Genomic DNA, 21,419 nt, shown 5'->3' with positions numbered 1-21,419 from the left:
TTACTGCTGCCAGGGGGTCTTCTCCCAGATCTGGCGGTAGCGCACCTCCTGCTCGGGCATCTGGGCCTCCCACTCGGCCCCTGGCAGATAGGCCATGGGAAGTTCGAGCTGCCGGGCCTTCTCCGTCCATTCCGGCTTGGCGATCACGCGAGCGACAGCCTCCTGGAGCCGCAGAGCGATCTCGTCGGGTACGCCGCGGGGCGCGCCGAGGCCGCGCTCGCTTGTCATCAGCACGTCGTAGCCCTCCTCGCGGAAGGTCGGAACATTGGGCATCAGCTCCCAACGATGCGCGCCCATGCCCGCCAGAGGCCGTAGAAGCGGGCCCTGCTGGCTGAGCATGCCGATCTCCCCAAGGTTCAGCCCGGCGACGTCGATCTGCTTCGCGAGAACGGCGTTCTTCACCAGGCCCGCGCCGGAGAAGGGCGCGTGGATGAACTCCGTGCCTGTAGCCGCCTGGAAGAGGGTGAGGCCGAGATGGTCGTCCGTGCCGACGCCGGAGGAACCGAGGCTGATTTGGCCGGGACGCCGCTTCGCGTCCGCGACGAGGTCGGCCAGCGTGCGGTAGGGCGAGTCACGGTGCACGACGAAGGCCGTCGGATCGTCAACAAGGCGGGCAATGGTGCGGATCTTCGCGCGGTCGTAGCGGACGCGGCGCTCGATCGGAACGGAGAGATAACCGGGCGTGTTCAGGCCACCGATCGTGTAGCCATCCGGCCGGGCGTTCTGCAGGGCTACATAGGCTGTCTCGCCGCCGGCGCCGGGGCGATTGTTGATGACGAAGTTCGAGCCGGGCAGCTCGGCCGTGAGGAAGACGGCCAGGGCGCGCAGCATGACGTCGGTGCCGCCGCCGGGGGCGAAGCCGACGACGATCTCGATCGGGCGTCCGGCGGGCCAGACGGGCTGCGCCAGGGCGGGGCGAGCGAGCGGGAAAGCGGCCGCCGCCCCAGTTGCAAGGAGGCGGCGTCGCCCCAGGCTCTTCTCTCGCGTCATTTGCGGTTCCTCCTCGTGGTGAAGTGGCGCGGCCCTCAGGCGGCGCGCGGCAAAGGGGTCCGGCTCTGGCCGGATCCCTCCCTGATGGCGGCCAGCAGGGCTTGCGCGGGGTGATGGAGCGTTACGCCGTCCAGGCGCTTGACCTGGGAACGGCAAGAGTAGCCGGTCGCCATGAGGCTCCCGCCAACGGCCACGTGCCGCGCCCAACTCAGGCCGTAGAGGTGTTCGGACATGGCCCGATGCTCGGCCTCATGGCCGTAAGTGCCGGCCATGCCGCAGCAGCCGGTCGCGACGACCTCGAGCGCCAGCCCGTGGCGGCCGAAGGCGGTGCGCCACTCGCGCGGGGATGCGGCAGCGTTGGTGCGCTCCGTGCAGTGCAGGAGAAGTCGGAAGGGGGCCTGTGGACGAGCCTGCGGCACCTCGCCCCCGCGCTGCGCCAGCCATTCCTGGAGCAGCAGGACGGGCGGGGCCTCCACGCCGGCGTCGGGATATTCGGACCGGTAGGTCAGTGCCATGGAGGGGTCGATCCCGACCAGCGGCACACCGGTCGCGGCCAGCGCGCGCAGCATCGCCGCGTTCCTCTCGGCCGCCTTGCCGAAGGCGCCCAGGAAGCCGTGCACGTGGAGCGGCTTGCCGTTCGGTCGGAAGGGCGCGACCCAGGGGTGCGCACCGAGCGCCTGCAGCAGCTCCACCACGTCGAGCAGGAGCGGCGTCTCGTTGAAGCTGGTGAAGGCGTCCTGGACGAGGACTACGGAGCGGTCGCGCTCGGCTACCGGCAGGGCGCGCAGCGCTTCCGGCGTCGCGAAGGCGACGCCGCGGGCGGCGAGCGCCGCGCCGGGGTCGATGCCGGAAAGGCGCGGGCTATCCACCAGGCCGACGGCGCGCAGCGCGGCGCGGCCGGGGGCGCTGGCCACCGCCGCGTTGTAGAGGCTGGGGAAGCGCGACGCACGCGGCAGGGTGCGTTCCACGCTGGCGACGAGATGGTGGCGCAGCGGTCGCAGGTAGCGGCCGTGGTAGAGCTCCAGGAAGCGGGCGCGGAAGCCCGGCACGTCCACCTTGATCGGGCAGCCGCCGGTGCAGGACTTGCAGGCGAGGCAGCCGTCCATCGCCTCCTTCACGCCGTGGGAGAAGTCGGCCTCGCCGCGCCGCCTCGCCAGCGTGTTGCGGAGGCGGGCGAGGAAGTCCCGGAGCGGCGGCGCGGCGCGCAGGGCACGCGCCTCGGCGACCGGGTCCAGCCCGGCCTCGCTCAGCCGCCGCAGCCATTCCCGCACGAGCATCGCGCGGCCCTTGGGCGAGTGCCGGCGCTCGCGCGTGCCCTTCCAGGAGGGGCACATCGCGTCGTCCGCATCCCAGTTGAAGCAGGCGCCATTGCCGTTGCAGTGCATCGCGGTGTCGTAGGGGGCACGCACCGCCTCGGGAATCGCGCGGTCGGCCTGCCCCCGCGTGGGGACGCCGTCGACCCGCAGCAGGGCGCCGCCCTCCGGAGGGGTCGCGATCTTGCCGGGGTTGAGCTGGTTGTGCGGGTCGAAAACGCCCTTCACGGCCTGCACCAGCTGGTAGAGCGGACCGAAGAAGCGCGGCGAGTACTCCGACCGCACGCCCTTGCCGTGCTCGCCCCAGAGCAGGCCGCCGTAGCGCTGCGTCAGCACCGCGACCGCGTCCGAGACCTCGCGGATGAGGCGCTCCTGGGCCGGATCCTTCATGTCGATGGCGGGGCGGACATGCAGCACGCCGGCATCGACGTGGCCGAACATGCCGTAGTCCAGCCCGGCGCCGTCCAGCAGCGCGCGGAACTCGGCGATGTAGTCGGCCAGGCGCTCGGGCGGGACGGCGGTGTCCTCGACGAAGGGGATGGGCCGCTTCTCCCCGGCCATGTTGCCGAGCAGGCCGACGGCGCGCTTGCGCATGTCCCAGATGGCGCCGACCGCCGCCTCGCCGCGGGCGATCGTGTGGCCGAGGCGGTGGCCGCCGAAGCCCGCGGCGTCGAGCATGGCGGTCAGGCGGCCGAGCGAGGCCTCGAGCGTGGCCTGCGCGTCCGCGACGAACTCCACGAGCAGGACGCCTCGCGTCGGGCGCCCGGCATCCTCGGGGAAGTGGGCGCGCACGCCTTCCCAGACGATGTCCCCCTGCGCGAGGGAGAGGACCTTGCTGTCCACCGTCTCGACCGAGGCGGCGCCGAAGGCCATCAGCGCCCCTGCGTCGCGCAGGGCCGCGTCGAAGCTGTCGTAGCGCAGGTTCACCAGGGCGACGTGCTTCGGGATCGGCAGGATGTTCAGCGTGGCTTCCGTAACCACGCCGAGCGTGCCCTCCGCGCCGCAGATCACGCTGTTGAGGTCGAAGCGACCCGCTTCGTCGCGGATATGCGCAAGGTCGTAGCCGGTGAGGCAGCGGTTCAGCTTCGGGAACCCGGCCTCGATCTCGGCGGCGTGCTCGCGCTGGATGGTATCCACCGCGCGGTGCACGGCGCCCACCAGGTCGGCGCGGCGCTGGACGGCGCGCAGTCCCGCCTCATCCAGCGGAAGGGAATTCCAGGTCGTGCCGTCGGTCAGCACGGTGGTCAGCGCCAGGACGTGGTCGCGCGTCTTGCCGTAGAGGCAGGAGCCCTGTCCGGAAGCGTCGGTCGCGATCATCCCGCCGATCGTCGCGCGGTTGGAGGTCGAGAGCTCCGGCGCGAAGAAGAGGCCGTGCGGGGCGAGGGCCGCGTTGAGCTGGTCCTTCACCACGCCCGCCTGCACGCGCACGCGCCGCCCCACGGGGTCGATCTCCAGGATGCGGTTCATGTGGCGCGAGAGGTCGAGCACGATGCCCGGCGTCAGAGACTGGCCGTTCGTGCCCGTGCCGCCGCCGCGCGGGGCCAGCACCACCGCGCGGAAGCGCTCCTCCGAGAGGAGCCGCATCGCGCGGGCGACATCCGCGGTGTCCCGCGGGAAGAGCGCGGCCTGGGGCGGGATGCGGTAGATGGAGTTGTCGGTGGCGAAGACCATCCGGTCCGCGTCGCCCGCCGCGATCTCGCCCGTGAACCCGGCCGCCCGCAGCGCGTCCAGGAAGGCGCGAGTGAGCGCCTCCGGTGGAGGCGCCTCGGGGATGCGTGGGATCATGGCCAGTCCTTCCGCTCCGTCAGGCCGCTGGCACGAGCCCGGCCGGGAGGCCGCCGGGGACGACCACCGCGCCCTCCAGCGCGGGCAGGCGCCCGGCGAGGACCGCGATGATGCTCTCCGCCGCGCCGCAGGCCATGCCGCTCGCGCCGCGCGGGGTATTGGCGGCGAGATGGGGGGTGGGCACGACGCGCGGGTGGGTGCGGAAGGGGCTGTCCGCCTCCAGCGGCTCCTTGGCGAAGACGTCCACGCCGGCCCAGCTCAGCCCGCCGGAATCGAGTGCGGCCAGCAGCGCGTCCTGGTTCACGATCCCGCCGCGCGCGGTGTGGACGAGGATGGCGCCCTTCGGCAGCATCGCCAGCTCCTCCCGGCCGATCATGTCGCGCGTCTCGGCCTCCAGCGGGCAGTGCAGGGAGAGCACCTCGGACCGGCGCAGCAGCTCGGGCAGCGTCTCCACCCGCTCGGCCGGGCCGGCGAGCGGGCCGGGCGGGAGCAGCGGGTCATAGGCCAGCACGCGCATGCCGAAGGCGTCCGCGAGGCGCGCCACCTTCGAGCCGATCGCGCCGTGGCCGACGATGCCCAGCGTCATGCCGTCGATGTCGCGGGTCATGCGGGAGGTCTTCTCCCACAGCCCCTCGCGCATCCCGTTCACCACCGAGGGAAGATCCTTCAGCATGGTGAGCATCAGCGCCATCGCGTGCTCGGCGACGGAGCGGGAGTTCGCGCCGGCCGCCCGCGTCACGGTCAGGCCGCGGGCGCGGGCGGCGGAGATGTCGATGCCGTCGATCCCGGCGCCGTGCCGCGCCACGACCCGCAGGCCCGGTGCCGCGGCATCCATGACCGTGCCGTTGATGATCCCCTGGCGGTGCAGGATCGCGACGGGCCGGTAGGTCCGGATGCCCGAGAGCAGTTCCTCCTCGTCCGGGTAGCCGCTGGTGCAGCGCACCGCGTAGCCCGCCTCCTCCAGCATGGTGACGGCTTCGGGCGCCAGCTTGGCGGCCGAGACGAGGACGTTGGGGCGCGCGGCGTCGGTCATGGGGCGGCTTTCCGGAACAAGGATCGGGATGAGGATTGAGAGGGCGCGCGGCAGGACCGCCGTGGCGCTAGTCGAGCCCTTCGCAGCCCAGGCGGCGCAGCGTCGCGTCCACCCAGGAGGCGTCGTGGGTTCCGGCCGCGATGTTGGCCATCTGCTTCTCCTCGGCCGCGTGCTTCGCACTGGCCGCGGCATGGATCGCTTCCGCCTGGTCGAGCGGCACGCAGAGCAGGCCGTCGTCGTCACCGAGGACGAGGTCGCCCGGCGCGATCACCATGCCGTCGATGGCGACGGGGACGTTGATCTCGCCCGGGCCGTCCTTGTAGGGGCCGCGATGCGTCACGCCGGCGGCGAAGACAGGGAAGTCCTGCGCGCGGATGGCGGCGCTGTCGCGGATCGCGCCGTTGATCACGATGCCGGCAAGCCCGCGCTTCACCATCTGCGCCAGCATCAGCTCGCCGATGATGGCGTTCGTCAGGTCGCCGCCCGCATCGACCACGATGACGTCGCCCGGCTGCGCCAGCGCGATGGCCTTGTGGACCATCAGGTTGTCGCCGGGGCGGGACTTCACTGTCAGGGCGTGGCCGGCGAGCACCGCGCCGGGCGCCTGCATCGGGCGCAGGCGCGCGCCACCGGCCGTCATGCGGGACATGACGTCGCTGACATTCGCGACGGGCAGCGTGCGGAAACGCTCGACCAGGGCGGGATCGGCCCGGCCCGTGCGCGGAAGAATGCGGAAGCCTGTCGCCATGGCCGTCCTCCCCGGAAAGGCGCCTCTGCGCGCCGTTTTGTTGACAGTGCTGCGGCCCGGGTGCCAGAAAGCCCGCCGAAAACGCAACGCCGTTTCGAAATAGACGAGCGAAGAGAGGAAGCGCAAGTGTCCATTTGCCGCACCCATGCCCCTTCCCGCCGCGCCCTGCTGGGCACGGCCCTTGGTGGCCTGGCGCTCCCGCGCCGCGCGCTCTCGCAGCCGGACTACCCGAACCGCCCCGTCCGGGTGATCGTGCCCTGGGCCCCGGGGGGCGCGGTGGACACCCTGGCGCGCCGGATCTCCCAGAAGCTGTCGGACGGGATGGGCCGGACCTTCGTGGTCGAGAACAAGTCGGGCGCCACAGGTACGATTGGCGCTGCCGAGGCCGCCCGTGCCGCGCCGGACGGCTACACGCTGCTGGCGATGGACAATACCTACGCCATGCTGCCCTACCTCTTCAGCCGCCTTCCCTTCGACCAGGCGACGGCCTTCCAGCCGATCACGGTGACGGCCTTCTCGCCCGTGCTGCTCGCCGTCGGCGAGAAGTCGCCCTACCGCGACCTCGGCTCCCTCATCGCGGACGCGAGGAAGGATCCGGAGAAGCTGACCTACGGGACGGGCGGCATCGGCAGCGCCCCGCATTTCGCGACGCTCGCCTTCGAGCGCGCGGCGGGGGTGAAGCTCTACCACGTGCCCTTCCGCGGCGCCGGCGAGGCCGTGATCGGCGTCCTCTCCAACAACGTGGACCTCGTGATGCTCTCGCCGGGCTCGGCGCTCGGGAACATCCGCGGCGGCCAGCTCCGCCCGCTCGCGATCAGCGGGGATCGCCGCGTGGCCGCCCTTCCCGACGTGCCGACCTTCCCCGAGGCGGGTCTGCCGGGCTTCGGGGTCATCAACTGGTCCGGCCTGGCCGCCCCCAAGGGCACGCCCGAGGCGATCGTGCAGCGCCTGCACGCGGAGGTGGTCCGCGCCCTCGCCGCGCCGGACATGGCCGGCTTCGTCGCCGAGCTCGGTTCCGAGCCGGGCGGCATCACCCCGGCCGCCTTCGGTCAGCTCCTTGGGGATGAGGCGGCCCGCTGGCGCGACGTGGCGGCCTCCGGCGGCATTGAGCGGCAGTGAGGAGGGACCGGTGAGCTTCTTCGCCCCGCCACCGCGCATCGAGACTGAGGTCTTCACCCGCCTGCCCGACCGCTTCCGCAACGCCCGGCGGACCGCCTGGAGCGACGCGAACCGCGCCGGGCGGCCGGTGGACAGCTTCCTCGAAGGCCCCTCCTTCGACCGCCAGGGCCGCCTCTATGTCACCGACATCCCCTTCGGCCGTATCTTCCGCATCTCCCCCGAGGGAGAGTGGGAGCAGGTGGCCGAGTATGACGGCTGGCCCAACGGGCTGAAGATTCACCGGGACGGCCGGATCTTCATCACGGACTACAAGCGCGGGATCATGCTGCTGGACCCGGAGAGCGGGCAGGTTGCGCCCTTCCTGGAGACCGCGCGGTCCGAGAGCTTCAAGGGCGTCAACGACCTCGTCTTCGGGCCGGGCGGGGAGATGTACTTTACCGACCAGGGGCAGACCGGGCTGCAGGACCCGACCGGGCGTGTCTATCGCCTTGGAACGGACGGGCGCCTCGATTGCCTGATCGACACCGTGCCCAGCCCGAACGGCGTCGTGGTGGCGCCGGACGCCTCGTTCCTGCTGGTCGCGGTGACGCGCGCCAACCAGATCTGGCGCCTGCCGCTGCATGCCGACGGGAGCGTGACGAAGGCAAGCATCTTCTGCCACCTCCACGGTGGCCCGAGCGGGCCTGACGGGCTGGCGCTGGATGCCGAGGGCTGCCTCCTGGTGGCCCATGCTGGGTTTGGGACTGTTTGGCGCCTGTCGCCCCGCGCGGAGCCGCTGGCACGCATCGCTTCCTGCGCTGGCTGGTCCACCACCAACCTCGCCTTCGGCGGACCGGAAGGGCGAGACCTGTTCGTCACGGAGTCGGAGACCGGGAGCATCCTGAGGACCACCCTGGAGGTGCCGGGGCTTCCGCTTCTCTCCCACGCCGCCTGACGGCGCGGGTGGCTTGCCGAGGGAGGGGGCGACCCGTAACGGTGGGCATCATGACGACCCAGACCCGTCCGAAGGCATCGCTGGAGGGCGTCGCCTCGGCAGGCCGAGCCCTGACCCTGCTGTCCGCCTTCCGCAAGGGGGACGACGCCATCACCCTGGCCGAGCTGACCGCGCGAACGGGGCTGGTGAAGACCACCATCATGCGGCTGGCCATCACCATGGAGGCGCATGGCTACCTCATCCGCCTGCCGGACGGATCCTACCGTCTCGGGGCGGAGCTGTTCCGGCTCGGCTCGGTCTACCAGCAGTCCTTCCGCGTGGAGGCCCATGTCATGCCCGCGCTCGAGCGGCTGGTGGCGGGAACGAGCGAGAGCGCTTCCTTCTACGTGCGGAGCGGCGAGCACCGGCTCTGCCTCTACCGCGTCGACTCCCCGCACCGGCTGAGACTGCATGTGCGCCAGGGCGACATGCTGCCGATGGACAACTCCGCCATCGCTCAGGTGCTGCGGATCTTCGGAACTGTGCCCCTGCCGCCCGAGGCAGCCTCGACCAGGGTCCCGCTCTACACGGGCGGCGAGAGGGATCCCCATGTCGCGGGCATGGCCACCCCCGTCTTCGGGCCGGCCGAGAGCTTCGCGGGGGCGCTCTGCCTCACCGGGCCGGTGACCCGGCTCACCCGGGAGGCGGCGGGAACGGCCAGTCCGATACTGCTCCAGGTCGCGGCAGATCTGACGCGCTCGCTCGGTGGTGTGCTCCCGACCGGGGAGGGAATTTTTGGAAACGGTTGAAAGAGGTGATTACGACTCGATCCACCAACATGCGCAGGGCGGCGACCTGTCGATGCGAGACCACGCCGCCAAGGCCCGGAACGAGCGACAATTGATCTCGGCGCGGGCCCGAGCGGGTGTTGAAGGGGAGGTAGTGTCCGCGCCGAGAGAAGGCCCTCTCTAAGCCCCGACGATCATGCGCGAGGATCGGAGCGGCAGTGCCAGATTGGCTAGGGGCGCACGTTGGCCTCACGGACAACCTCTCGCCACTTGTCCGTCTCGCTGGCTACGAAGCGGCCGAGATCGGCTGCCGTGCCGGCGGCGGGCTCCGCGCCCAGATCGCGGAGGCGCGTCTGGACCTCTGGCTGGCTCCAGACCTCCCTGACAGCGGCATTCAGCCGGTCCAGCACGGGCTGAGGCGTGCGAGCGGGTGCAAAGAGTGCGGTCCAGCTCTGCACGTCGAAACCCGGAAGTCGTTCCGCGACCGCTGGCAGGTCGGGGGCGGCGGCCAGCCGGGTAGGGCTGGTCACCGCGATCCCGCGCACCTGGCCGTTCTGCACGAAAGGCAGCGTGGTCAGCGGCGCGTCGAAGGTCAGCTGGATCTGCCCCGCGATCAGGTCGTTCATCATGGGGCCCGATCCACGATAGGGCACGTGCTCCATCGTTTCAGCGCCCGTGCGGAGCTTGAACATCTCTCCCGCGAGGTGAAGCGAGGTCCCAATGCCCGAGGAGCCGAAGCTCAGCGGCCCGCGGCCCGCCTTTGCATAGGCCAGGAACTCGTCCAGGCTTTGCACGGGCAGGGAAGGGGTGACTGCCAGCATCAGGGGTTGGCGGATCAGCAGGGCCACCGGCGCAAAGTCCCGCATGTGGTCGTAGGGAACCTTCGGCTGCAGGACGGGGATGATGGCGTGGGTCGCGATGGTGCCGACTGTCAGGCTGTAGCCATCCGGCTCTGCACGGGCGCCGGCCTCGGTGCCGATGATACCGCCCGCACCCGTCCGGTTCTCCACCACCGCGGACTGGCCAAGCACGCGCCCCAACCCCTCCCCCAGGATCCGCGCGACGACGTCCGACTGCCCGCCGGCGGCATAGGGCACGATTAGTCGAAGGGAGCGGGTCGGATAGGCGGCCTGGGCGGAGGCGCGCCGCGCCGCCGTGGCGCCAGCCAGCCCGGCCACGGCCGCGCGTCGGGTGATGAGCATGGGTTCGTTCCTCCGCAATGGGCCTCTCCCGCGCGGTGTTCCCGCTTTCCACAACGGCGGGAGGGGGTGCGCGTGCCGCGTATTCAACAGGGCTCTCGCCTTGGCGCAGGAGGCGCCGAGGGCGAGCTTGATACCAGAGATTGGTATGATAACCTGTTCAATATGGTCAAGCCCGAGCAGCTTCCACGTCCTCCGAACCTCGTTGCCACGGTGGCGGCGAGGCTGCGGCTGGAAATTCGCGGCAAGCACGCCGTCGGCGAGAAGCTGGCCACCGAGGCCTCCCTGGCGGAGCGCTTCGGCGTCAGTCGCACGGTGCTTCGCGAGGCCGTGGCGACGCTCCGAACGGAGGGGGTGCTGGAAACCCGGCAGGGGTCGGGCATCTATGTCGCGCGCACGAAGGACGAGCCTGTCTTCCGGCTGACCCGGGCGGTGGAGCGCGAGCGCCACCTTCGCTCCGTCTATGAACTACGCTTCGGCCTGGAAGTCGCTTCTGCCGGGCTCGCCGCGATCCATCGCGCCGAGGCGGATCTGCGCGCGCTCGGCAAGGCGCTGGCCGCCATGGACAGGCCGGAAACACGCCCCGCGGCCGATCTGCGTTTCCACGCGACCATCGCGGCGGCGACCGGGAACGCGCACTACCAGGGGCTCGTCGCGCTCCTCGCGAAGGAGCTGTCTGGCCTGATCAAGGAGGCGAACAGCGCTGGAACGGATTACCGGCGGCCCGAGGTGGAGGTTCTGCTGGCGGAGCATCACCGCATCCACGACGCCATTGCCGCCGGCAATCCCGAGGCGGCGCGTGCGGCGATGGAGGTGCACCTGCACAACTCGGCGCATCGCTTCAGCATCGAGATCCGCGGCATGAGCTCCGGGCACGGCGCGCCCGCGGTCAAGGGGTGACGCGCCATCCTCGATACACTTCAGGTCAGACAGGTACGATGAGTGATTCCCTTCCCGCCTCCGCGCCCGCGATCCCCTCCGTGCCGCGCCTCGGCCCGGTGAACCAGCGGCGGCCCCGGCGGTTGCGGCGCATCTTCGCGCTGGAGGATCTGGAACCGGCGGCGCGGAGACTGCTGCCGCGCCCCATCTTCGGCTATGTCGCCGGGGCTGCGGAGACGAACGCCTCTCTGATCGACAACCGGCGGGTCTTTGACGAGATCCAGTTCTTGCCGCGCATGCTGGTGAACGTCTCGGGACGAAGCCTTGACTGCGAGGTGATGGGCCAGCGCTACGCGCTGCCCTTTGGCATCGCGCCCATGGGGGTGAGCGCCCTGACCGGCTATCGGGGTGACCTGGCCCTGGCCGCATCAGCGTACCGGGCCGGCATTCCCATGGTCATCAGCGCCGCCTCCTTGATCCGTTTGGAAGAGATCGCGCGTGTCGCGCCAAATGTCTGGTACCAGGCCTATCTTTCCGGCGACCGGGAGGAGACCGAAGCACTTGTCGGGCGTGTAGCGAGGGCCGGGATTGAAACCTTCGTCATCACCGCGGACAGCGCCGTGGTGCCGAGCCGGGAGAACAATCTGAGGAACGGCTACCGATCGCCGATCCGCCCGGATCTCGCGCTGCTGTGGAACGGCCTCACTCGTCCCAGCTGGTCGGTCGGCACCTTCCTGCGGACCTTCCTGCGGCACGGGACGCCGCATTTCGAGAATGCCGGGCCGGGGCGCGGCGCACCACTGCTTTCGCGGCAGGCCGTGCGCGACTTCTCCGGACGCGAATTCCTCGACTGGGACATCGTCCGCCTCGTGCGCGCGCAGTGGCGCGGACGCCTCGTGATCAAGGGACTGCTGCATCCGCGTGACGTCGCCATCGCGCGGGAGCTGGGGGCGGACGGCGTGATCCTCTCCAATCATGGCGGGCGGCAGCTCGACGGCGCGCTCTCGCCGATGCGTGCCCTTCCGGCCGCGATGGGGGTGGCGGGCAACATGGCCGTGATGATCGACAGCGGCTTCCGACGCGGTACGGATATTCTGAAGGCGGTGGGTCTCGGCGCCCGCTTTGTCTTCATCGGCCGCCCCTTCAACTACGCTGCGGCCCTGGCTGGCGAGGCGGGGGTCGACCACGTAATTGATCTGCTCCACGCGCAGTTACGAGCTGATCTGGGAATGCTCGGGCTGCGCAGGCTCGAAGAGATGAGCAAGGAGGTCTTGTTCCTCGAAAATTTCAGACACGTCAGATAACAAGGAACGTTCAGGAGCGGCCTTTTCTACTCAGCCATGCTGTTCACCACCCATCAACGGCCAATGGTGGTGGTGAACAGGGACGGCAGGATCAGCTGCTGCCGGCTCCGTGCTTGATGCTTTGAGCAAGGCGCGCAATGCGGGCGGCCAAGCGTTCACGGGCCTCCGACACGGCAAACGCGATGGCCCCTCCGCCTCGGCCAGCCATCCGCACCGGCGCGACCGCGCCGAAGCCCCGCCGCCACGCCCACGATCTGCGCGACGGGCGCCATGAAGCCCGCCGCCAGCACCTGGAAGGCGACGAGCTGGCCAACGCTCATCGTGCCCTCCATGATCCGCTGCCTGCCCAACACCAGCACGGCCGCGGCGGCGAGGATGGCGATGAGGGGCGGCAGTCCCTCGACCGCCGTGCGGCGCAGCGCGAGGCGCTGGGTGAGGTTGGCCGCGCCGGCACGGGTGCCCGCGATCTGGAAGAGGAGCTGGTCCTCGCCGCCTGCGGCCCGGTAGGTCCCGATCATGCGCAGCCCACCCCGCGCCAATCCCTCGGAGCGGAGGGAGCGCGAGAGGAGGCGGCCGTTGTCGTCGCTCATGGCGCGGCCGAGCAGGAGGAGAGCGAGGATGTTGGCCGCTGCCGCGCCCACCACCACTGCGGCCAGCCCCGGCGCATAGGCGGCCATGGCCGCGGCGGCTGCTTGGGCGCGCGACGATGAGGCGAACCGGACGGCGCACCGGCTCGCGTTGGAGTTGGAGGCGCTGCGGTTGCAGGGCTTTACCACCTGCGCAGGGCTCGCGCGGGACCTGACAGAGAGAGAGGAGTGCTGACGCCACGCGGGAGTGTCACTTGGACCCACACAACCGTGGCGAGGATACGGGCAAGGGCTATCGCTTGGCGGGGCTGGTGACGTCGTGACCACTGAATTGCAGCATGCAACCCGAAGAGCAGACCCGTGTGGGCCCGCGGTGCGCATGGCGCGATATCTGTCTCAACGTGACGAACGCCCCTGTTGATCGAGGTGACGCCGCAGCAGCTCCATGTTGCGGAGGTTGGCTCGGAAGAAGACGTCACCGATTGAGCCCGCAAGGGGCACCGCACTGATCAGCGCGTCGAGACCGACATTGGCGGCCATGCGCAGAAGGGTTCCAGGCCGCACACCGAGCCGATGAGCCTCCCAAATGAGGTAGGCCGATACAGCCGTGGGGACGACTGGCCCGACGCCCGGTACCAGGCTCAGGACGGCGTCCGCGCCGAACCGAATGCCGGTGCCCGGGATTCGCCATTTGCTGTCCAGTAGCTGTGCGACCCTCTGCAAGCGAGCGTGGCCTGACCCCGGGCGGCCGGCTGGAACCCGCAAGGGGGCCATCGAAGTGATCGGGTTACGCATCGTGCTCCTCCACACGGACCGGCGGGGCCGCCCCCGGAAGGGCTAACGCCTTAGCGGCGCCATCGGTGGGGCCTGTCCAGCGAGTGCCCAGTGATGCGGGTCAACGTGGCCATGGCGCAGAAAGAGCGGGAGCTCGTCTCGGAGCGCACTAGGGCAGCGCTAGCGCCGGCGCGGGCCAGAGGGGCGATGATGGGTCGGGACAAGGGCTGGAGGCCGCCCGCTCCACCCTGTGCCGTAGCAGCCGCAGAGGCGCGGCAGGAGGGTGCGGCCCGCACGGCGCACCGTCTCGCGCTGGAAGTAGAGGCGCACCGGGCGGAGGGCGTCACCACGCACCGGGGCTTGGCACGCTCGTTGACGAAGCAAGGCGTGCGGACGCCGCGCGGAGGTGCCGCCTGGACCCACACAACTGTCGCGCGGGTGGTCGAGCGGACTGGAGGGTGGCGAACCTCCACAGCGAAAAGTCAACTATCGGCCGAAAGCAACTTGGCTGCTTTCCGACGCGCGCTACGGCATCGTGGGCGCATAGTTCCGAGATGCCATTGCTCCTGGCTGTACCTGTGATTGACGCCGCTTCCATCTTCGGGAAGAGCTTGGCTCCATCGCTCAGACGCTTCGGTAAGGCATGCATCCGGTAGAAATCTTTGAGCTGATCATCGGCATGTTCCTGGCGGTACTGGTGCTGCACTATGCAGCCCCTCGCCTGGGGCTTCCACCAGCGGTCGCCCTCCTCGTCGGCGGCGGCGCGTTGGCGTTCGTTCCCGGCTTGCCACCGGTCGAACTCGACCCGAATCTGGTTCTGGTCATCTTCCTGCCCCCACTCCTGATGGATGGTGCCTGGTTTACGGCTCTGGCGCCGTTCCGACGCCACCTCGGCGGCATCGCCTCGCTTGCAATAGGTGCAGTGCTCTTCACGGCAGCTGCCGTTGCGATAGTCACAAAGGTGGTCTTGCCGGAGCTGCCTTGGGCAGCCTGTGTCGCGCTGGGCGCCATCGTCTCTCCGCCCGATGCCGTTTCCGCCAGGGCCGTGCTGCAACGGGTTAGACTACCGCGCCGACTAGGCACCCTCTTAGAAGGTGAGAGCCTCCTCAACGATGCCACGGGACTGGTGCTGTTCCGCTTCGCGGTAGCGGCTGTCATCACCGGTTCGTTCAGCCTCGGCGAGGCCATTGGCAGCTTTGCCTTCCTCGTTGGCGGCGGGATCATCGTCGGTGGTGTAATCGGGGCAGTCTGGGTCCTGGTGCTCAGGCGTCTCGCCGACGAACACCTGATGGTTGCGGGTTCTGTGCTGGTCTGCTGGGTGAGCTACATCGGTGGTGAGATGCTGCACGTGTCCGGCGTCATCTCCACAGTCACGGCGGGTCTTGTCTGTGGCTGGTATCAGCACGTTGTTCTGACGGCGAGGGTACGAGTGCGCGCCCACTCGTTCTGGCAGGCGATGATCTTCCTGCTGGAGGCAGCGGTGTTCATCCTGATCGGCTTGTCGCTGCGTGGCGTCATCGACCGCGTTGGCGGGATTGGCGTTGTGGTGGAGGACATGGCCTGGTCGGTGGCTGCCATCATCGCGGCCGTTACCGTCGCGCGCTTCGCCTGGATTTTCGGCTCGGATAGTATCCTCCGGGTTCTGAACCGCGCAGGCTGGCGCGTCGCAGAGCCGCTGGGCCCGCGCGCCGCGAGCGTGATGAGTTGGGCAGGGATGCGAGGTGTGGTCACCTTGGCCGTGGCCTTGACCCTGCCCGAGACGATGCCAGGACGCGACCTCATGCTGGTCACGGCTTTCGCCGTCATTCTGGTGACGGTTCTCATCCAGGGAACGACACTTGGTTTGGTCATCCGGCTGGCGGGACTTCAAGAGGACGAGCGCAGCAAGCCGCCGCTAGACCTCACTGCCGCGGAAGCTATCCTGGCAAAAGCGCAGTTCACGGAGGTGGAGCGGATGGCCTACTCGCCCGATGGCTCGCTCCTCCACCCGCGCCTGCTCGACAGTTACCGCCGGCGGATGACGGTCTCGACGGAGTTTTCCGGAAGCGAGGGGGACCGGGACCAGGAAATCGCCGCTCATTACGGCATCATCTTGGCGGCCGTTGCTGCAGGGCGAGCCGAGTTGGTCCGCCTGCATCGGACGCATCAGATTGACGACGAGACGCTTCACGACCTGGAGCGCGATCTCGACCTCGAAGAACTCGTGGCACTCGCCGCCAAAGGCTGAACGGCGTCTCTCCATATTTCCCGAGAGATTAGGGAATCGCTGTTTCGGACAATATGCTCAGAGGTGGGCGTCAGCCCAGGCTCCAGGCAGCAGCTTCCCCACTGCTCAGGCGGTGCTCGTGGCCGCAAGGCTCGATCGGATCACCCGACGCGCCCACACCTTCTCCAGGCCGCTGGAGGAGGGCATCTCCATCAGGGCTGCCAGTGTGCCAGACGCCGACCACCTGAAGATGGGGTCTATGCTGCGATAGCGCAGAAGGAGTGGGAGCTTATCTCGGAGCGCACCCGGGCAGCACTGGCAGCCGCACGGGCGAGGGGGCGGTGCTGGGTGGGGATAGAGGGTGGAGGCCAGCAGCTCCGCCCTGTGCCGTCGCAGCTACCCAGGCGCGCCAGGATCAGGCCACCCGCACGGCGCACCGGCTTGCGCTCAAACTGGCGACGTTGCGGGCCGAGGGCGTCGTCATGCGTCAGGCGTTGGCACGTGCGCTGACGATGAGAGGGGTGATGACCCCGCGGGGAGGGGCGGTATGGACCCACACGACCGTGGCTCGGGTCATCGGATGGCTCGAAGCTTAGGTACTGATGAGCCTCGTCCGCCCTGAGCAGACTGCCACCAGAATACCCAGCTTTGGCCGAGAGCAGCGTTTCCTCCGGCTGACCTGGATACTGCCAGGAAGCCGCCGAACCGGGCATCACCTGACCGCCGTCTCCCTGCTAAACTTGTTCAGCGAGTAAACTTACTCCCGCGCGGGGCCGAAGTCAGAGGTCTCGCGCCCTGGCCCCGTGCGAGCGCCATGTCGCAGAGCTGCCTGCACTCGGTCAATCAGTTCGCTACGTCGATAGGGTTTGCCAAGCACTTCCAGGCTTCCCGACCTGGGTCCATCCAAAGACATCTCATCATTGTAGCCGGTCGTCAGTAGTACGGGTACATTTGGGTCACGCGCGCGTACCCACTCCGCCAGTACCAGACCGTTTGCCCCGCCCGGCATCAGGACGTCCGAAAACACCAAGCGGAACGGGTCACCTGAAGCTTGGGCTTCCTCAAACCGCCTCAGGGCCTCCTCAGCGTCGTGCGCGACTGTGACGCGGTACCCGAGATCAGTGAGGGACTCCTCAGCGGCCGCTGCGATTTCTGGGCTGTCATCGACGATCAGGATCAACGGACGAGCCGCTTGGTTCACTGGGCGGCTTTGATACCCTGACGGGGCTTGCGTCGTATCCTGGTCCACCTTCTCGAGGGGCACCTTGGGAAAGATCATCCGGACGGTCGTGCCGCGCCCCGGCTCGCTCTCGATTTCCAGTCGACCGCCAGATTGCTGTACGAACCCGTGCGCCATGGCCAAGCCAAGGCCAGTACCCTGACCAGTGCCCTTCGTGGTGAAGAAGGGCTCGGTTGCGCGTGCCAGCACATGCGGCGGCATCCCCGTGCCCTCATCGGTCACGGATAGGATGACGTAGTCGCCCGGCTCCAGCTGGCGCGCTGCCGCGCCGCCATTCAGCTGTACAGCCTTTGTAGTGATCGTGATGGCACCACCGTTGTGCGAGGCGTCGCGGGCGTTCACCACGATGTTGAGCAGTGCCATCTCAAGGTGGTTCGGATCTACCCGTACTTGTGGCAAGCGGCGCTGGAGGCTGAGGTGCAGGTCGGCCTTCTGCCCCACCGACGTTTCCAGCAGTTCTCCGAACGAGTTCACAAGCTGGCTCAGGTCGGTACTCTTCGGCACCATTCGGCTTCGGCGCCCAAAAGCCAGCAATTGGCGGGTCAGCTTCGCGCCTCGCTCGGCGGCAGTCACGGCCGCCGTGTGATGCCTCTCGAAAGCGGCGTCGTCGTGTCGTTTTTCTCTTAGATGATCAAGGGAGCCGTTGATGATCTGCAGCAGATTGTTGAAGTCGTGGGCAAGCCCGGCGGTGAGTTGGCCAATGGCCTCCATCTTCTGCGCCTGCCGAAGCGACTGCTCGCTTTCCCGCCGCTTGGAGACGTCGAGCTGACTGGCGAAGAAGTAAATCAGTTCTCCCGCCTGGTCGAAGACTGGCCCCATAAAGATCGCGTTCCAGAAGGGCGTGCCGTCGCGACGATAGTTGAGAATCTCGAGTGCAAGAGCGCGACGGTCGCGAATGGCCTCGCGAAGCTGGGTAACCGCCGCCGGGTCGGTTCCGGCACCCTGTAGGAAGCGGCAGTTGCGGTTCAGCACTTCGTCCTCCTCGTAGCCGGTGAGGTCGAGGAAGGCGTTGTTGGCGAAGACGATCGGACAATCATCCTGGCGGGGATCAGCCAGGATCATGGGCATTCGGGTCATCTCGACGGCGGCAAAAAACACACCGCCACGCTCATCGAGGCTCGGATCGACGATGTTGGCCTGGCGCCAGTGGTGAAGGCCAGGACTCCCTATCGGTTCTAAGGCTCCCTGATCAGCGCTACCTTCTGCTGGAATGCCTGTCGCAGCCTCCCCTTCTTCCCGAACATTGGAGAGAGGCTCTTTCGCAGTGGGCACGGCTCTGGCGCTTCCGTCACTAAGGGCTGCTGTGCCTCGGGATCTCTGACCAACGCCGTGGAACCCCAGTACCGCATCATATGATAAGAACGATCGTTCAGCTGTCCAAGTTGCGGCGGAGCTGCACTTCTGAAAGTTGCTTCTAAGACTGAGCCAGATCCTGCCCGCTGACAGAGCCGACCACTCCGCTTCCAGCCTTTTCGAATTTCGATATGGAGGCGACCTCCTCCGCTCTTGGGGGGGCGACGACACAATGCAGGTCGCTGCGGTAGGCGCGAAGCGGACCTGAGACATGGAAGTGCGGATGAGCTTGGGTTCGTGGTCCCGCATATCCATTGGATCACCAAGTGCGCTCACACCCTCTCGGGGTTGCTGGAGGAGGGCATCTCTATCCGAGCCGCCGACATGCCGGGCGCGGATGACCTGATGATGCGGGTCTATGCGGCTATGGCGCGGAAGGAGCGGGAACTGATTTCCGAGCGTACGCGAGCGGCGCTGGCGGCGGCACGGGGTCGGGGGGGCGGTACTGGGTGGGGATCGAGGGTGGAGGCCGCCTGCTCCACCCTGTGCCGCCGCAGCCGCAGCGGCGCGATAGGAGGGGGTGATCCGCACAGCACACTGGCTCGCGCTGGAACTGGAGGTACTCCGAGCCGAAGGGATCATCACCCACCAGGGCTTGGCACGCGTGCTGACGAAGCGAGGCATACCAACGCCGCGGGGCGGAATGGACGCATACGACTGTGGCGCGGGTTATCGAACGGCTCGGGGCATAGCTGCCAATCGGCCTCGCCCAGTTTGATCAGATGCCTGTACGTCCTGCTCTGGCCGGCAGCGAAACGGGGGCTTCGGAGCGCGGTTCAAGCCATGCGCCATAGCCATGGTAGGCAGGGTAGACACGGATGGACGGCGGGGTGGAGGGCGCGCATTCTCCCGCAAAACACCTGATTGAGGAAACGTCCATGCGCCTCGCCCGCCGCAGCTTCGCTCTCGCGCTTGCCGGCTTGCCCCTGGCACGCCTGAACCCCTCCGGTGCCCAAGCGGCACCCTCAATCCTGCTGGATAACGTCCGCTACTTCGACGGCCGCGCCATGACGGGCCCCGCACGCCTGCTGATGATGGACGGCATAATCCGCGTCCTCGGCAGCGGCGTGGCACCCGACGGCGCGCAGCGCGTGGATCTCACGGGCCGCTATGTCATTCCGGCACTGATCGCGGCCCACTCCCATATCGGCCATACCTCCGGCGATACATCCGGCCGCCAGTACTACACACGCGAGAACGTCGAGGCGCAGCTTCGCCGCTACCAGGCCTTCGGCATCGGTGCCGCCGCTTCGCTCGGCCTCAACGCGCCTCTCTTCCATGAACTGCGCGCCGAGAGCCGCGCCGGCCGCCTGTCCGGCGCGCTCCTCCTCGGAGCTGGCCCGGGCCTCGGCATGCCCCAAGGCGCGCCGCCCGCCGGGCCCATGAACCTGGCCGACGACCAGGTGATCCGCCCAGTCGATCCTGCCGCCATGCGCCAAGGCGTCAATGACCTCGCGGACAAGGGCATCGATCTCGTCAAGATCTGGATCGATGGCCTGGGCGACACCGTGCCTCAGATGACGCCCGAGATGGCCCGCGCCGCTGTGGAGGCGGCCCACGCGCGCGGGCTGAAGGTTGCGGCCCATATCCACGACCTTTCCCAGGCCCGCCTCGCCGTGGAGGCCGGCGTGGACATCCTGGCCCATGGCATCCGCGACAAGGAAATCGATGATGGCCTCCTCGCCCTCATGCGGGATCGTGGCACTTGGTACATCCCCACGATCCAGATCGACGAGGCCGAGTACATCTACGCCGACGACCCCACCATCACCCAGGATCCCTTCCTCCGCGCCGCGCTCAGCACCGGGATGATCGCCCGCCTGCAGGACCCGGCCTGGCGCGCCGCGCAGCTCGGCCGGGCCGCGCCGCGCCGCTCCGATGTGCGGATCAACAAGCTGAACCTGAAGCGTGTCCACGATGGCGGTATCGCTGTCGCCTTCGGCACAGATTCCGGCGGCACCCCGCTCCGCGTCCAGGGTTTCGCCGAGCACCGGGAATTGGAATTGATGGTTGAGGCCGGCCTCACCCCTGCCCAGACTCTCGACATCGCCACCGCCCGCTCCGCCCAGCTGCTAGGCCTCACCGATCGCGGCAGCGTGCGGGACGGGCTGCGCGCGGACCTCGTGGTACTGGAGGCCGATCCGGTGGCCAACATTCGGAACACGCGCCGCATTGCCTGCGTTTACCAAGCCGGACGGGAAGTGGCGGGGGCGATCACCTGATCCTTTTCGGAACCACTGGGCCGCAGAGGGGGCGCTAACCCTCCGCTGACCTTGGCCATCAACCGGGCCTATCCATCTGGGCCGCCGACATGCTCGGCGTGGACGACTTGATGATGGGGGTCTACGCCGTGATGGCTCAAAGGAGCGGGAGCTGATCTCGGAGTGAACCCGGGCGGTGCTGGCCACTGTCAGAGGCTGCCGGTGCGCGCTGGGCGATGATCGAGGCTATAGGCCTGCCTCGGTGCCAACGCTGCCAACTCGGCCCTTGCGCGCAGGGGGGGCGGCGGGACGGGCGGCGCACCAGCCCGCGTTGGAGGTCGAGCAGCTCCGGGCGGAAGACGGCCTCGCCCACGCCGCGTTCGCTCGCGCGCTCACCGCGCGCGATGAGCTGACGCCCTTGGGACAGAGCGCCTGGACCCAGTCCACTGTCGCGCGCGTGCTGGATGGTGGCCTTCCCCTGTTTGAATGGACACGGGTTACGGCCCAGGCGGCCGCGGCGAGTTGTTCCATTTCAGTTGACGCTTTGTAGCCGATCGCTGAGTGGAGGCGCTGCTGGTTGTAGAAGCCTTCGATGAAGGCGAAGAGGGCTGATCGTGCGTCCTGCCTGGTCGGGCACGGCCTGTCCTCCTCGAGTTCGGTCTTGAGGCTGCCGAAGAAGCTTTCCATGGGGGCGCTGTCCCAGCAGTCGCCTTTCCGGCTCATCGAGCAGCGCATGCCGTGTTTGGCCAGCAGGCGGCGGTCGTCATGGGCAGCGTACTGGCTGCCGCGGTCCGCGTGGTGCAGCAGCCCTGGACCTGGCCGGCGGCTGGTGATGGCCATCCTCAGGGCGGTAAGCGTCAGCTCCTGGGCCAGGGTGTCGCGCATGGCCCAGCCGACCACCTTGCGCGAGGGGAGGTCGAGCACGACAGCGAGGTACAGCCAGCCCTCGCCGGTGGGTATGGTGGTGATGTCGGCCAGCCAGACCTT

General features: G+C 68.6%; 16 protein-coding genes and 1 pseudogene. 8 read left to right on the top strand and 9 right to left on the bottom strand.

All coding sequences use genetic code 11. From position 1 onward, the window contains the following. The 4 genes from BO39_RS24980 to BO39_RS24965 form a co-directional block, all read right to left on the bottom strand. Positions 1 to 990, bottom strand: a complete 990-nt coding sequence (locus BO39_RS24980) for a Bug family tripartite tricarboxylate transporter substrate binding protein (RefSeq protein ID WP_043838797.1) — start codon at positions 988 to 990, stop codon at positions 1 to 3. Positions 991 to 1,025: 35 nt separating this feature from the next. Further along, on the bottom strand, positions 1,026 to 4,088 hold the full coding sequence (ydiJ, locus tag BO39_RS24975) for a D-2-hydroxyglutarate dehydrogenase YdiJ (protein WP_043838794.1): 3,063 nt from the start codon (positions 4,086 to 4,088) through the stop codon (positions 1,026 to 1,028). Between the two features lie 19 nt (positions 4,089 to 4,107). Continuing rightward, positions 4,108 to 5,121, bottom strand: coding sequence for a hydroxyacid dehydrogenase (locus tag BO39_RS24970; RefSeq protein WP_052402598.1), 1,014 nt, complete (start codon positions 5,119 to 5,121; stop codon positions 4,108 to 4,110). A 67-nt stretch (positions 5,122 to 5,188) separates the two neighbouring features. Then, the gene (locus BO39_RS24965; protein ID WP_043838792.1) at positions 5,189 to 5,869 is read right to left on the bottom strand and encodes an RraA family protein; all 681 of its coding nucleotides are present in this window, start codon (positions 5,867 to 5,869) and stop codon (positions 5,189 to 5,191) included. A 126-nt stretch (positions 5,870 to 5,995) separates the two neighbouring features. Here BO39_RS24965 and BO39_RS24960 point away from each other — a divergent pair, with 126 nt between their 5' ends. The 3 genes from BO39_RS24960 to BO39_RS24950 are packed head-to-tail and all read left to right on the top strand — an operon-like array spanning position 5,996 to position 8,710. Next, entirely contained in the window at positions 5,996 to 6,988 is a 993-nt protein-coding gene (locus BO39_RS24960) for a Bug family tripartite tricarboxylate transporter substrate binding protein (protein WP_211257561.1), read from the top strand. Positions 6,989 to 6,998: 10 nt separating this feature from the next. Next, complete coding sequence (locus tag BO39_RS24955) at positions 6,999 to 7,922, top strand: SMP-30/gluconolactonase/LRE family protein (protein WP_043838790.1); 924 nt, start codon at positions 6,999 to 7,001, stop codon at positions 7,920 to 7,922. 50 nt (positions 7,923 to 7,972) lie between these two features. Continuing rightward, positions 7,973 to 8,710, top strand: a complete 738-nt coding sequence (locus BO39_RS24950) for an IclR family transcriptional regulator (RefSeq protein ID WP_043838812.1) — start codon at positions 7,973 to 7,975, stop codon at positions 8,708 to 8,710. 209 nt (positions 8,711 to 8,919) lie between these two features. Here BO39_RS24950 and BO39_RS24945 read toward each other — a convergent pair whose 3' ends face one another. Then, positions 8,920 to 9,891, bottom strand: a complete 972-nt coding sequence (locus BO39_RS24945) for a Bug family tripartite tricarboxylate transporter substrate binding protein (protein ID WP_043838788.1) — start codon at positions 9,889 to 9,891, stop codon at positions 8,920 to 8,922. A gap of 162 nt (positions 9,892 to 10,053) precedes the next feature. On the opposite strand from BO39_RS24945, the gene BO39_RS24940 reads away from it, so the two are divergent. Together BO39_RS24940 and BO39_RS24935 are read left to right on the top strand one after the other, a co-directional pair. Further along, the gene (locus tag BO39_RS24940; RefSeq protein ID WP_043838786.1) at positions 10,054 to 10,788 is read left to right on the top strand and encodes a FadR/GntR family transcriptional regulator; all 735 of its coding nucleotides are present in this window, start codon (positions 10,054 to 10,056) and stop codon (positions 10,786 to 10,788) included. Between the two features lie 80 nt (positions 10,789 to 10,868). Continuing rightward, positions 10,869 to 12,071 (top strand): alpha-hydroxy acid oxidase, encoded by a 1,203-nt coding sequence (locus BO39_RS24935; protein WP_245615388.1) that lies wholly within the window; start codon positions 10,869 to 10,871, stop codon positions 12,069 to 12,071. Between the two features lie 155 nt (positions 12,072 to 12,226). Here BO39_RS24935 and BO39_RS33745 read toward each other — a convergent pair whose 3' ends face one another. Together BO39_RS33745 and BO39_RS24925 are read right to left on the bottom strand one after the other, a co-directional pair. Further along, the gene (locus BO39_RS33745; protein WP_043838784.1) at positions 12,227 to 12,748 is read right to left on the bottom strand and encodes a 6TM ABC transporter family protein; all 522 of its coding nucleotides are present in this window, start codon (positions 12,746 to 12,748) and stop codon (positions 12,227 to 12,229) included. A gap of 306 nt (positions 12,749 to 13,054) precedes the next feature. Next, complete coding sequence (locus tag BO39_RS24925; RefSeq protein ID WP_052402601.1) at positions 13,055 to 13,432, bottom strand: DUF4112 domain-containing protein; 378 nt, start codon at positions 13,430 to 13,432, stop codon at positions 13,055 to 13,057. 643 nt (positions 13,433 to 14,075) lie between these two features. On the opposite strand from BO39_RS24925, the gene BO39_RS24920 reads away from it, so the two are divergent. Beyond that, the gene (locus tag BO39_RS24920) at positions 14,076 to 15,659 is read left to right on the top strand and encodes a Na+/H+ antiporter (RefSeq protein ID WP_043838780.1); all 1,584 of its coding nucleotides are present in this window, start codon (positions 14,076 to 14,078) and stop codon (positions 15,657 to 15,659) included. A 736-nt stretch (positions 15,660 to 16,395) separates the two neighbouring features. Here the strand turns inward: BO39_RS24920 and BO39_RS24915 are convergent. Beyond that, a complete protein-coding gene (locus BO39_RS24915) occupies positions 16,396 to 18,150 on the bottom strand; it encodes an ATP-binding protein (RefSeq protein ID WP_052402597.1) in 1,755 nt (584 codons plus the stop codon). A gap of 318 nt (positions 18,151 to 18,468) precedes the next feature. Here BO39_RS24915 and BO39_RS31600 point away from each other — a divergent pair, with 318 nt between their 5' ends. Then, entirely contained in the window at positions 18,469 to 19,095 is a 627-nt protein-coding gene (locus BO39_RS31600) for a recombinase family protein (RefSeq protein WP_211257560.1), read from the top strand. 14 nt (positions 19,096 to 19,109) lie between these two features. After that, a complete protein-coding gene (locus BO39_RS24910; protein WP_043838779.1) occupies positions 19,110 to 20,453 on the top strand; it encodes an amidohydrolase family protein in 1,344 nt (447 codons plus the stop codon). A gap of 492 nt (positions 20,454 to 20,945) precedes the next feature. On the opposite strand, the pseudogene BO39_RS34605 reads toward BO39_RS24910, so the two are convergent. Next, a pseudogene (locus BO39_RS34605) lies at positions 20,946 to 21,419 on the bottom strand (IS3 family transposase); the annotation flags it as partial.

It is taken from the genome of Roseomonas aerilata DSM 19363, from assembly GCF_000711725.1.
Lineage (GTDB): Bacteria > Pseudomonadota > Alphaproteobacteria > Acetobacterales > Acetobacteraceae > Roseomonas > Roseomonas aerilata.
This window is presented reverse-complemented; position numbering and strand designations above follow the sequence as displayed.